Raw genomic sequence first — 12,687 nt, 5'->3', positions numbered from 1 at the left:
GCGCGCTTTACATCACAGATAGAGTTCGCGAAAGCAGTCCGGTAAGTCCTTAAGCTCGGCTTTTAGATCAGACTCGATAGCAAATCCGGCGATCCACTGCTGGAAATTTTCGGGATCGATCTTTGCAGCCAGCGATTGAAGGACCGTCAAGCAATTCTCTTCTGGAAAGTATCGGGTTAGGCCAGAGGATGTGTCCGCGCCTCTGAGGCAAAAGGACCAATTCCATTGGACGTCGGAACTGTCCGGGAAGTCTGAAGGCTGATGGAATTCGCCCATGAGCACGTCAAACGCTCCAACAAACCATACGACTACCTGGGCGCGCCAGTAGGGACAATCGATCTCCAAGACCGACTCGATCCACGCTTGGATGTAATCAGTCGGCAGATATTTCAGATAAAAGAACATGCCGGCGGAAAAGTCGCCGCTTGTTCTATCCCAGCCCCAGCGGCCGTTTTGCCACCTGTTGTGTCTGTGAAGCAATCTTCCGAGCACCACGCGTCCGTCTTGCCAACAGCTCTGGTCCATGATCGTCCTGCCGAGCGTGATCAGGACATCTTCTTGGAATGTCGGATACGCAGGAGCAATGGTGCCAGAGGGATACTGCGACATGAGGGCCGTAACAAGCAGTTCGTTTAGAGAAGAGACATATTGTTCGTTCGCGCGCGGCACCAGGCGAGGAAGTAGGTACAGGAACCAGTCGCGCCATTCTGCGCTCTGTCCGAAAGAAGCGGTGCCGCTTGCAATTTCCTCCAGCGGCTTCTCAACATCTTTCACCGATAGCACATCGATATCGTTCATCAGGTTTGTGAACATATGACGTGTCTCTCCCATAAACCAGGCCTCGCCCATAGGCTCTTCTGGTCGAGGAAATGCAGAGCACATACGGGCAAGCGCTGCCAAATCCGGCCCTCTCCCAGGCCGCCAAAGAACATCTTCGTTGTTCAACACCATCCTTTACCTGCTGCGACTTTGTTAGCAATGCGCTGCCTGTTGTTGGCCGTGATCGCTTTCCCCTGGATTAGCGTGCTCAACGACCAGATGGACGAGGACCGATGACCTAAGTCAGTTCAGACTGGAGAGAGCCTCTGCCTTCGCCTTGGCTATATCGCGAAGTGCGCCGACAAGGACATCCGGGGTCTGGGCGCCGCTGATGGCGTATTGCTGATCAAAGATCATGAAGGGCACGCCGCTGACGCCCATTTGCTGCACGGCATCGATCTCGGCTATAACGAGATCGGCATCGGCGTCTGACTGAAGCAGGCGTTGGATGATGGCGCGCTCGAGACCACATTTCTCGGCGATATCGAGGAGAACGTCGTCGTCGCCGATATTTCGTCCCTCTTCAAAGTTGGCCTTGAAAAGTCCTGTGACGATGCGATCTTGCGCTTCGCGGCCCTCCATCATCGCCCAATAAACAAGCCGATGCGCATCGAGCGTGTTGGGGCCAATTTTGATCGCTTCGAAGTCGAAATGGATGCCAACCTCACGGCCCAGCTGCGTCAGCATTTCATGCGCCTGCACAACGCGTTCGGCTCCCAGCTTTTCGTTAAGAGCCTTCTTTTGGTCTACGCCTTCCTTCGGATAGTCGGGATTGAGGCGGTAGGGCCGCCAGTTTAAATCGACGCTAATATCGTCTTGAACTTCAGCAATAGCGAGCTCAAGCCGTGCCTTACCAAGATAACACCAGGGGCATACGATGTCGGAGACGATGTCGATCGTGATTCTTTGCATGGCAGGTCCGTTCGGCTTTTGCGTGTCGCTTCCATCTATAGGCTTTCAGACTTCGATTAAAGCCTTCGATTGCGCTGACGGGACGTCGTTCAGGACCGCACGATAACGAAGGTCCCTGCTGGCTACTGAACGCTGGCGTCCCACCATGCCTGTAGCTGATAGCCATAAAGCGGCAATACATCCGGCCTGCCGATCCGCTTGTTGCGCGCGACCCATTGCTGGGGAACGTGATAGAGCGGTACGACGTAATGGCCGGAAAGAAGCAGGCGGTCGTAAGAGCGCACGGCGGCCGTGAAGTCTTCTGAGGACCGTGCCATCAAGATGTGATTGATGAGCGTATCGATATCAGGATCCGATGTACCGGCAAAGTTTGATCGCCCTTGAACGTCGCGTGAGGCAGAAGCCCAGTAGGAAACCTGTTCACTACCCGGTGACAGAGAAGCCGGATAGGACTTCAAGATCACGTCGTAGTCAAAACTGTTGGTGCGGCTTTGATACTGCGAATCGTCAACGGTTCGAATGGAAACCGTCACCCCCAGCAGTCGCAGTGTTCGCTGATAGATCACTGCCAATTTTTCCTGATCCACCGTCTGGGTCATGATCTCGAAAGACAGTGGCGTGCCCTTTTTGTCGACCATGACACCGTTGCTGATCGTATATCCCGCTTCATGGAAGAGATCGAGCGCAGTGCGAAGGAGCTTGCGGTCGCGACCGGAGCCGTCGCTGACAGGAAGACGGTAGGTGCCGTTGAGGATATCGGGCTCAATGCGGTCTATGATCGGCCCCAGCAAGGCGAGCTCGCGGGCATCTGCTGGTACGCCGAGACTTGAAAGGTCGGAATTCTGCCAAAAGCTTTGAGTTCGAACGTAGGATCCTGAAAACAGCGTCTTATTGGCCCATTCGAAGTCGAAGGCGAGCGACAGCGCCTCACGAAGCTTCAGATTACTGAAAACCGGTCTTCTCGTGTTGAAGACAAAGCCAAGCATACCGCTCGGCAGCTTGGGCTGAAACGTGTCTTTGATGATGGTGCCGGAGGCTACGGCAGGAAAGTTGTAGGCCGTCGCCCAGTGAACTGGACTGCCATCGGGATAGATATCGATATCGCCTTTCTTGAAGGCCTCGAAAAGCGAAGTGTCCTGAAGGAAGTACTGGACCTTGATCTGATCGTAATTGTCGAACCCCACCTTCGAAGGAAGATCCTTACCCCAATAATTTGGATCGCGCTCGAAGGTAATGCTTTCTCCGGGTCTCACTTCCTTAACGCGATAGGGGCCTGAGCCAAGCGGGGCCTTCAAGGTTGTTCTATCAAAATTCTCACCGTCGACAGCATGCTTTGGCAGAATTGGGAAAGACCCGAACAAGAGCGGCGTTTCCCGGTCTGCTTGCTCGTTAAAGGAAAAACGGACGCTACGATCTCCGACTTTCTCCATCTTGGAAACAAGTTTGAGCCTCGTTGAAAACGGCACGCGTCCTTTATCGCGCAGGAGCTCAAAGCTGAACATGATGTCATCGGCAGTCACAGGGACACCGTCAGCCCACTTTGCCTTTGGATTGAGATTGAACTGAATGAAGTGCCGGTCGTCGTCCATGTCGACGCTTTCGGCCAACAGACCATAGAGTGTGAACGGTTCATCGGAAGAACGCCGCAGGAGCGTCTCATAAACGAGATTCCCGTATTCAGGATCCCACATGCCGCGCGCCGTCGTACGCATGCTCTTCAAGATGAATGGGTTAAGATTGTCAAAGGTACCGACGACCCCATAGGTGATACGACCTCCCTTTTTCACGTTTGGATTGACGTAAGGAAAGTTTTTGTAGTCAGCAGGCAGGGCAGGGCGGCCGTGCATCGCAATCCCGTACAGAGGCTCTGCCGCGGCAGTGCCGGCAAATAGAGCTAGAACGAGCGGAACGACAACCCGGATCATTCGAAACCTTTCGATTCGTATACCAGACCAATATGGCCTCATCGGCCGATGCCTTGCATGGGATTTCGTCCCTTAGATGTCAAAAGGTTTAAGAAAAGCTGGATATTGGCGTCATCGCGATGTAACAGGAAAAACAGAGTGGTCGGGGCCATGCATTTGCCTCAATCTTTTAAGAGTGGGGTGGTCGAACGACCCGGTTGGAGAGGATGACACATCGTTGTCCCGAACGGATATCAGGAGACGGAATTCGTTATGATGTTCAAGTCTGGAATGAAAACGCGGGCAGCACTGTCCGTTATGGCAGTGGTATTCGGAGCATCCGCGCCCGCCGCTTCCTTCGCACAGAATGCCGCCCCGGATGCGCAGCCGCAGGGTGCTGGCGCTCCACGCCTTGGCTGGTACAAGACTTGCAGTAAGCAGGAAGACAACGATATCTGTGTCGTGCAGAACTTGGTTCTTGCCAATGGTGGCCAGCTTGTGACGGCTGTCGGCCTGATCAGCGTTACAGGCAAGGTAAACCGTAAGCTTCTTCAGGTTTCCGTTCCCACGGCTCGCTTGATTCCTCCCGGTATCATGATGCAGATCGACGGCGGCAAGCCGCAGAAGCTTGATTATGCTGTATGCCTTCCTGACAAGTGCACAGCCGAAATGCCGTTGACGGACGCAATGGTCGCGACTTTGAAGAAGGGGACAGACGTTACCTTCACGTCGATCAACTTCCGCCGTGCGCCGAACCCAATCAAGCTTTCTCTCGATGGCTTCAGCGCTGCCAATGATGGCGAACCAGTATCCGAGTCAAAGCTTGCTGAAAGCCAGCGTAGCCTGCAGGACAGCATGCAGAAGAAGGCCGAAGAAGCCCGCAAGAAGCTCGAAGATGCTCAGAAGGCTGCGAAGTCGCAGTAATTCTGCCTCTGACTTGCAACAAAAAACCCGGCATTGCCGGGTTTTTCTATGTGAACATGTCCAGTTTCAGAAGGCCGATCAGTTGGCAAGACTCATCTTGGGCTTGAGCTTGCCTGTCGGGGCCTGGTCGAAGATCTGGTAAACCTGCTCGTTACGCAGCGGCACGCCACTTTCATCCTTCATCAGGTTTTGCTCGGATACGTAAGCGACGTATTCATTTTCATCGTTTTCAGCGAGCAAATGATAGAAGGGCTGATCCTTGCTAGGGCGTACTTCCGCGGGAATGGCGTTCCACCATTCCTCGGTATTGGCGAATTCCGGATCGACATCAAATATGACGCCGCGGAATGGGAATACCTTGTGCCGAACCACTTCGCCAATATTGAACTTCGCTACTCTCTGTTTCATGGTGCGACTTCCTTTCATACAAAGATTTGGTGACTTCGTGAGCAAAAATCAAGATTTTGCGGTCATTTCGTCACGTCTTTGTCATTTGCTCGACACAGTTATTCACAAAAAAGCCCCGGCGAACCGGGGCTTTTGAAGGTCGTTAAACCGAATAGTACATGTCGTATTCGACCGGATGCGGCGTCATTTCGAACCGCATGACCTCCGCCATCTTCAGCTCGATGAAGGCGTCGATTTGATCGTCATCAAACACACCACCGGCCGTAAGGAACTTGCGGTCCTTATCAAGGCTTTCCAACGCTTCACGCAGTGAACCGCAGACCGTCGGGATCTTTTTCAGTTCCTTCGGCGGCAAGTCGTAGAGGTCCTTGTCCATGGCCTTGCCGGGATGGATCTTGTTCTTGATACCATCAAGACCGGCCATCAGCATTGCTGCAAACGCCAGATACGGATTTGCGGCCGGGTCAGGGAAGCGGACTTCAACACGCTTTGCCTTGGGATTGGAGCCGAACGGGATACGGCAGGATGCAGAGCGGTTGCGTGCCGAGTAAGCGAGCAGAACGGGTGCCTCGTAACCAGGAACCAATCGTTTATAGGAGTTCGTCGACGGGTTGGTAAAGGCGTTGATCGCCTTTGCATGCTTGATAATACCGCCGATGTAGTAAAGGCAGGTTTCCGACAGACCAGCATACTCATCGCCCGCGAAGGTCGGCTTGCCACCCTTCCAGATCGACTGGTGCACATGCATGCCCGATCCGTTGTCTCCGAAAATCGGCTTTGGCATGAATGTTGCGGTCTTACCATAAGCATTGGCGACCTGATGCACGACATATTTATAAATCTGCATCTTGTCTGCATTGCGCACGAGCGTGTCGAACTTGATGCCCAACTCATGCTGAGCGGCTGCCACTTCGTGGTGATGCTTTTCGACGACGACGCCCATCTCGGTCAAGACCGTGAGCATTTCGGAGCGCATGTCCTGGCAGGAATCTACCGGCGGAACCGGGAAGTATCCGCCCTTAACGCGCGGGCGATGGCCGAGATTGCCTGTCTCATAGTCAGTATCGTCATTCGACGGGAGTTCTGTCGAGTCGAGCTTGAAGCCGGTATTGTATGGATCGGCCTTATACTTCACGTCATCAAAAACAAAGAATTCCGCTTCCGGTCCCACGAAGATGGTGTCGCCGATACCTGAGGCCTTCAAATAAGCCTCGGCCTTCTTTGCCGTGCCGCGCGGATCGCGGTTATAGGCTTCGCCCGAGACGGGATCCAGAATATCGCACATGATGACCATCGTGGACTGCGCGAAGAACGGGTCCATGTGGACAGTTTCGGTATCCGGCATGAGCACCATGTCGGATTCGTTGATCGCCTTCCATCCCCCGATCGAAGAGCCGTCGAACATGACGCCGTCAGCGAACATATCCTCGTCTACGCACGATATGTCCATCGTGACGTGCTGCATCTTGCCCTTGGGATCAGTGAAACGCAGATCGACGAACTTTACATCATTGTCCTTGATCTGCTTGAGGATCTCACTTGCCGTCGCCATTCATCACTCCCTTTGAATATTTTGACAGTTTTTGTTCGCGCGCCGAAACGGCGGTTATATGGCGTCTACACCGGTTTCGCCGGTACGAATACGAATAACCTCTTCGACGTTGGAAACGAAGATCTTTCCGTCGCCAATGCGGCCGGTCTGCGCGGCCTTCCTGATGGCATCGATAACCGCGTCAGCGTGTTCGTCGGCCAGAACCACTTCAACTTTTACCTTAGGTAGAAAGTCGACGACATATTCGGCACCTCGGTAAAGTTCCGTATGGCCTTTCTGGCGACCGAAGCCCTTCGCTTCCGTGACAGTAATTCCCTGTAGCCCAACTTCCTGAAGCGCTTCCTTCACTTCGTCGAGCTTGAAGGGTTTGATGATCGCTTCGATCTTCTTCATGAGAAAATGGCTCTCCGCTTCTGCCGTTATTGCGGGTGTTCCCGCTCCGCCGACATGATGCAGGTATCGTGCCAGTTTGGAAGATGTTTTTTTGAGAAAACGCCAGAATCATTCGCTGTTTTGCGCATTGTTTCCACAGCGATGCCATAGGGGACTGAAACATCCGAAAGCCTTCTAAGAAGACATTCTTAGCTCGTATGCGGCACGCCTGAGGCGACAATCGCTAAATAATAGGCATTATATTGCCTTAATATTCGGCAAATGCGCAAAAATTGTACATTACGATATCTTATTGAGCGGTTGTTATTCCTTTAGATTTTGGGTTCAATGCGTGCATGCAAATACCCTCAAACCTGATGCTCCTCACGCCTGCTGAAATGACTGCCGCCGATAAAGCTGCGGCTCAATCCGGCATCGAGTCTTATGGCTTGATGGAGCGTGCGGGTGCTGCAGTCGCCGCATCGGCATTGCGGCATTATCCCTCAGCATCCTGCTTCATGATCCTATGCGGGCCGGGAAACAACGGTGGCGACGGATACGTCGCTGCTCGCCACCTCAATGATGCGGGCGCTGAAGCGCGGGTCTTTTATTTGGGAGATCCGAAGAGGCTGCACGGCGATGCCGCACGAGCCCTCTCCGATTGGGATGGGCCCTTGATGCCGCTTTCCTCGTTCAAAGCCATTCCGGGCACCGTGATCATTGACGGTTTATTCGGCGCAGGGCTCTCGCGAGAACTGCCGGAAGAGGCAATCGCTGTTTTTGACCGGATCGGACAAACGGCTCTCCCCGTGCTTGCGATCGATTTGCCTTCAGGAGTTGACGGATTAACGGGAGCAGTCAAAGGAGGGGCATTGCGCGCAGAACGCACGATCACGTTCATGACACGCAAGCCAGGCCACCTCCTGATGCCGGGAAGAGAACTTTGCGGAGAACTCGAGGTTTTTGATATCGGGATCCCAGCACGTATTCTGCAAGCCGCAAAAGGCGAGCCGATAGACGAAAACCTTCCGCAACATTGGGAAGAGCTGCTGCCGACTGCTCAGCTTGAGACACACAAATACCGGCGCGGCCATTTGGTGGTCTTTTCAGGCGACGCGACCAAGACTGGCGCAGCGCGGATGTCGTCCCTAGCGGGGCTGAAGGCTGGTGCGGGTCTCGTTACGATCGCGTCGCCGCAGGATGCGTTCGCTACAAACGCGTCTCATCTGACAGCGATTATGTTGAAGCCGGTACAGGACGCGGATGATTTGAAGGACTGGCTCGCCGATGAAAGATTGAAGACCTTCGTTCTAGGCCCGGGTTTTGGCTCACCAGAAAAAGCACGCCAATTCGTTGCTTTGCTGGCCAATCGGCATCTTGTTCTCGATGCAGATGGCATCACAGCGTTCAAAGACAAACCAGAAGATCTCTTCGCGCTATTCGCCAAGGGTCCGACACGTCTCGTATTAACGCCGCATGAAGGAGAGTTCGCACGCCTCTTTCCCGATATCGCGAGCGATGCCTCCCTTGGAAAAATCGAAAAGGCCCGTCATGCGGCTTCTCGTGCGCATAGCGTAGTTATCTACAAAGGGGCGGATACGGTTATTGCGGCACCGGATGGACGGGCGCTTATTAATGCGAATGCGCCGGTATGGCTTGCAACGGCCGGCTCAGGCGATGTGCTCGGCGGCATTATCGGCGGCCTCCTGGCACAAGGCATTCCAACTTTCGAAGCCGCTGCCTGCGGTGTCTACATGCATGGAGAGGCAGGCAAGCGCGCTGGAAAGGGTATGACGGCTGAAGACCTTTCGCAGCACATTCTGCCGTTTTGAAACGCGATGCCGCAGCATCTACACGCAGCCGAAAAACGCTATTTCGACACCAATTCCTGAAGAGCCATCGCGCCAAACGGTGCGTTGACTTTGCCTTCGTGGATCATGAAAGCAAAGACGTCGCGAGGTCGCTTTTCGATCTTGCGCTTTGCATCGATCATCTCGAGATCGCGGGGGCTTTCCCCTCGTGACCAAAGCTTCAGACGCTCGCCCCAGGCTTCGAGGTCCTGTTTTGGGTAACACGTTATAATGTCATCAGACCCTTTTTGCAGCCGCGCATAAACAAAGTCAGCTGTGACATCGGCGATCATCGGATAGTCGAAATGTTCGGCACAGACGGGGGCGACGCCGTACTTGGCGAGAAGCGCAATAAATTCCGGCACCTTGAAGCTGTCATGCCGAACCTCGACCACATGCCGCAAAGCAATACCGTCCTGCGCGCCAGGTAGAAGCTTCAGGAAAGCCTCAAAATCGTCAGGCTCAAACTTCTTGGTCGGTGCAAACTGCCACAGGATGGGACCGAGATGTTTGCCGAGCTCTGTGATCCCTTGGGTCAAGAACCGTGTCATGGATTCGCCGGCATCGGCCAGCACCTTCCGGTTAGTCACGAACCGGCTTGCTTTTAAGGAGAAAATGAAATTCTCCGGAACATCCGAAGCCCATTTCGCGAATGTTTCGGGTTTTTGAGAGCTGTAATAGGTTCCGTTGACCTCAATGATCTTTAGCTTTCCGCTGGCATATGAAAGCTCGTCCTTCTGTTTCAGCGTGTCCGGATAGAAGTGAGCGCGCCATGGCTCGAAAGTCCAGCCGCCAATGCCAACACGGATCTCGCCCGATTGCTTCATCTCACCCTCTCGGTTTGCATAAACATCAGCTGAACCCAGGCATTGGGTTCGGCTATCTTTATTCGGCCGCCTGAACCTTTCTAATTGGTCGACGCTCCAGGAGTTCCCTTAAGAAGCGTCCTGTATAGGATCGCTCGACCTTCACTATATCTTCTGGACGTCCGGTGGCCACGATCTCTCCGCCGCCATCACCGCCCTCCGGGCCGAAATCCAAGATCCAGTCTGCCGTTTTAATGACTTCAAGATTGTGCTCGATCACAACGACAGAATTGCCCTGTTCGACGAGAGCGTGCAGCATTTCCAACAGCTTTGCCACATCATGAAAATGAAGGCCTGTCGTTGGCTCGTCCAGAATGTAGAGGGTTCGGCCCGTGGATCGCTTCGACAGTTCCTTGGCAAGTTTCACGCGCTGCGCTTCGCCGCCGGAGAGAGTATTGGCTTGCTGTCCGACCTTGATGTAGCCCAGCCCGACGTCCTTCAGCGACTGCAGTTTGTCGCGCACTGCCGGTACTGCGGAAAAGAACTCGACGCCTTCCTCGACCGTCATGTCGAGCACATCGGCAATCGACTTACTCTTGAAGGTTACATCGAGTGTTTCGCGGTTATAGCGCTTTCCATGACAGACGTCGCAGGTCACGTACACATCAGGGAGGAAGTGCATTTCGATCTTGATGACCCCGTCACCTTGACATGCCTCACACCGGCCGCCCTTCACATTGAAGGAAAAACGTCCAGGTTGATAACCCCGTGCCTTTGCTTCAGGTAGACCCGCGAACCAGTCGCGGATCGGCGTGAATGCACCGGTGTAAGTGGCAGGGTTCGACCTTGGCGTGCGGCCAATCGGCGACTGATCGATATCGATGACCTTGTCGATATGCTCCAGGCCATCAACTCGATCGTGTTCGGCAGGTATTTCGCGCGCACCCATTACTCGCCGCGCTGCGGACTTGTAGAGTGTTTCGATCAGGAATGTCGACTTGCCACCGCCCGAAACGCCCGTCACAACCGTGAAAACCCCGAGCGGTATCGTGGCAGATACATTCTTCAGATTGTTGCCGCGTGCGCCGACAACCTTGATTTCCTTGCCCTTCTTGGGCTTGCGTCTCACTTCGGGAACGGGCACGCCCAACTCACCTGAAAGATATTTTCCGGTCAGTGACTTCGGGTTCTTCATGATTTCGGCAGGCGTGCCGTGTGCCACGACCTGACCGCCATGAACGCCAGCAGCTGGTCCGATATCAACCACATCATCAGCGGCAAGAATTGCGTCTTCATCGTGTTCGACGACAATGACGGTATTGCCGATGTCGCGCAGATGTTTCAACGTATCCAGTAGGCGCTCGTTGTCTCGCTGATGAAGACCGATCGATGGTTCATCCAGAACATAAAGAACGCCTGTGAGGCCGGAGCCGATCTGAGAGGCAAGCCTAATACGCTGGCTTTCGCCGCCTGACAAAGTCCCCGAATTGCGAGACAGGCTGAGGTAGTCCAGACCGACATCGACGAGGAAACGCAAACGGTCGCGTATTTCCTTCAGGATTCGGTGCGCGATTTCATTCTGCTTTGTTGACATAAGACCCGGCAACGCCTCGAACCAATCACGCGCCACGCGGATTGACATGTTCGACACTTCGCTGATGTGCAAACCGGAAATCTTTACGGCAAGCGCTTCCGGCTTCAGACGATAACCGTTACAGGCCGGGCAGGGGGCCGCCGACATGTAGCGCTCTATTTCTTCTCGCGCCCAGGCGGAGTCGGTTTCTTTCCAACGCCGCTCCAGATTGGTGACAATGCCTTCAAAGCTTTTGTGCGTCGTATAGGAGCGCGCACCGTCGGCGTAATGAAATTCGATTTTTTCGTCCGTGCCGTGCAGGATTGCTGCTTGCGCTTCTTTCGACAACTCGTTCCAGCGCGCCGTCATCTTGAAGCCGAAGTGACGTCCGAGCGCTTCGAGCGTCTGGTTGTAATAAGGCGAGGACGATTTGGCCCACGGCGCGATCGCACCATCCTTCAACTTTCGATCTGCTTCGGGCACGATGAGATCGGAGTCGATTTTCTGCTGGCTGCCGAGGCCGTCGCATGTCGGGCAGGCGCCAGCTGGATTGTTGAAGGAGAAAAGCCTTGGTTCGATTTCGGGAATGGTGAAACCGGAAACCGGGCAGGCAAATTTCTCGGAAAACAGGACGCGTTCATGCGTTTCGTTCAGAGACTTGTTTGCCGAACCACCTGCTGCCGTTTCTTCCATGGGAAGGGGCTTGTCGGCAAATTCCGCGACGGCGAGGCCGTCGGCGAGTTTCAAAGCGGTTTCAAAACTATCGGCCAGTCGCGAACCAATATCTTCGCGCACGACGAGGCGGTCGATGACGATGTCAATGTCGTGCTTGTACTTCTTGTCGAGCGCGGGAGCTTCAGCAATCTCGTAGAACTGGCCATCAATTTTGACGCGCTGGAAGCCCTTCTTCATGAGGTCAGCGAGTTCTTTCTTGTACTCGCCTTTCCGGCCGCGTACGAGCGGCGCAAGGATATAAAGTCGTGTGCCTTCACCAAAGGTCAGCACGCGGTCAACCATCTGGCTGACGGTCTGGCTCTCAATCGGCAGGCCCGTGACTGGAGAATAGGGTACACCCACGCGCGCGAAGAGCAGGCGCATGTAGTCGTAGATTTCGGTGACGGTGCCGACCGTCGAGCGAGGATTGCGAGAGGTCGTCTTTTGCTCAATGGAGATGGCAGGCGACAACCCGTCAATCTGATCGACATCTGGCTTTTGCATCATTTCCAGAAACTGACGCGCATAAGCCGACAGACTTTCGACGTAGCGTCGCTGGCCTTCCGCGTAGATCGTATCGAAGGCGAGGGAAGATTTGCCCGATCCCGATAGCCCTGTCATCACGATCAGCTTGTTCCGCGGCAGATCGAGGTCAACGCCTTTCAGATTGTGCTCACGGGCGCCGCGGATGGAAATCGTCTTCAGTTCGCTCATCTTGTTCTGCTTTTAATCCTGAGGGAGCCCTTTATTTAATGGCACTTTTGCGTGAGTCGAGGCCGAAAGCGGTTTCGAGGATGCTTTTCGATTCTCTTGACGGGATCATATGGAAAAATTAGAACAAATAAAGAACGAA

10 protein-coding genes are annotated in these 12,687 nt (G+C 54.1%); 2 read left to right on the top strand and 8 right to left on the bottom strand.

Going from position 1 to position 12,687, the window contains the following annotated elements; translation table 11 throughout:
- Positions 1–12 precede the first annotated feature (12 nt).
- The 3 genes from VQ830_RS03750 to VQ830_RS03740 all read right to left on the bottom strand — a co-directional run bounded on the left by VQ830_RS03750 (position 13) and on the right by VQ830_RS03740 (position 3,656).
- Positions 13–951 (bottom strand): hypothetical protein, encoded by a 939-nt coding sequence (locus VQ830_RS03750; RefSeq protein WP_337266737.1) that lies wholly within the window; start codon positions 949–951, stop codon positions 13–15.
- 111 nt (positions 952–1,062) lie between these two features.
- Positions 1,063–1,731 (bottom strand): DsbA family oxidoreductase, encoded by a 669-nt coding sequence (locus tag VQ830_RS03745; RefSeq protein WP_337266736.1) that lies wholly within the window; start codon positions 1,729–1,731, stop codon positions 1,063–1,065.
- 122 nt (positions 1,732–1,853) lie between these two features.
- Positions 1,854–3,656 carry an extracellular solute-binding protein gene (locus VQ830_RS03740; protein ID WP_337266735.1) on the bottom strand — a complete coding sequence of 601 codons (1,803 nt, stop codon included), beginning with the start codon at positions 3,654–3,656 and terminating at the stop codon, positions 1,854–1,856.
- A gap of 252 nt (positions 3,657–3,908) precedes the next feature.
- Here VQ830_RS03740 and VQ830_RS03735 point away from each other — a divergent pair, with 252 nt between their 5' ends.
- Positions 3,909–4,559, top strand: a complete 651-nt coding sequence (locus VQ830_RS03735) for an invasion associated locus B family protein (RefSeq protein WP_337266734.1) — start codon at positions 3,909–3,911, stop codon at positions 4,557–4,559.
- Positions 4,560–4,637: 78 nt separating this feature from the next.
- Here VQ830_RS03735 and hspQ read toward each other — a convergent pair whose 3' ends face one another.
- The 3 genes from hspQ to VQ830_RS03720 form a co-directional block, all read right to left on the bottom strand.
- The gene (gene hspQ, locus VQ830_RS03730; RefSeq protein ID WP_337266733.1) at positions 4,638–4,967 is read right to left on the bottom strand and encodes a heat shock protein HspQ; all 330 of its coding nucleotides are present in this window, start codon (positions 4,965–4,967) and stop codon (positions 4,638–4,640) included.
- Between the two features lie 142 nt (positions 4,968–5,109).
- Positions 5,110–6,519 (bottom strand): type I glutamate--ammonia ligase, encoded by a 1,410-nt coding sequence (gene glnA, locus VQ830_RS03725; protein WP_337266732.1) that lies wholly within the window; start codon positions 6,517–6,519, stop codon positions 5,110–5,112.
- A 54-nt stretch (positions 6,520–6,573) separates the two neighbouring features.
- Entirely contained in the window at positions 6,574–6,912 is a 339-nt protein-coding gene (locus tag VQ830_RS03720) for a P-II family nitrogen regulator (protein ID WP_337266731.1), read from the bottom strand.
- A 335-nt stretch (positions 6,913–7,247) separates the two neighbouring features.
- On the opposite strand from VQ830_RS03720, the gene VQ830_RS03715 reads away from it, so the two are divergent.
- A complete protein-coding gene (locus VQ830_RS03715) occupies positions 7,248–8,723 on the top strand; it encodes an NAD(P)H-hydrate dehydratase (protein ID WP_337266730.1) in 1,476 nt (491 codons plus the stop codon).
- A gap of 38 nt (positions 8,724–8,761) precedes the next feature.
- On the opposite strand, the gene VQ830_RS03710 is transcribed toward VQ830_RS03715, so the two are convergent.
- Together VQ830_RS03710 and uvrA are read right to left on the bottom strand one after the other, a co-directional pair.
- Entirely contained in the window at positions 8,762–9,568 is an 807-nt protein-coding gene (locus VQ830_RS03710; RefSeq protein ID WP_337266729.1) for a DUF72 domain-containing protein, read from the bottom strand.
- 58 nt (positions 9,569–9,626) lie between these two features.
- The gene (uvrA, locus tag VQ830_RS03705; RefSeq protein WP_337266728.1) at positions 9,627–12,548 is read right to left on the bottom strand and encodes an excinuclease ABC subunit UvrA; all 2,922 of its coding nucleotides are present in this window, start codon (positions 12,546–12,548) and stop codon (positions 9,627–9,629) included.
- Positions 12,549–12,687 lie beyond the last annotated feature (139 nt).

This window comes from Oryzifoliimicrobium ureilyticum, from assembly GCF_037199735.1.
Taxonomy (GTDB): domain Bacteria; phylum Pseudomonadota; class Alphaproteobacteria; order Rhizobiales; family Rhizobiaceae; genus Rhizobium; species Rhizobium ureilyticus.
The sequence above is the reverse complement of the archived record's forward strand: the minus strand, read 5'-3'. Positions and strand labels throughout refer to the sequence as shown.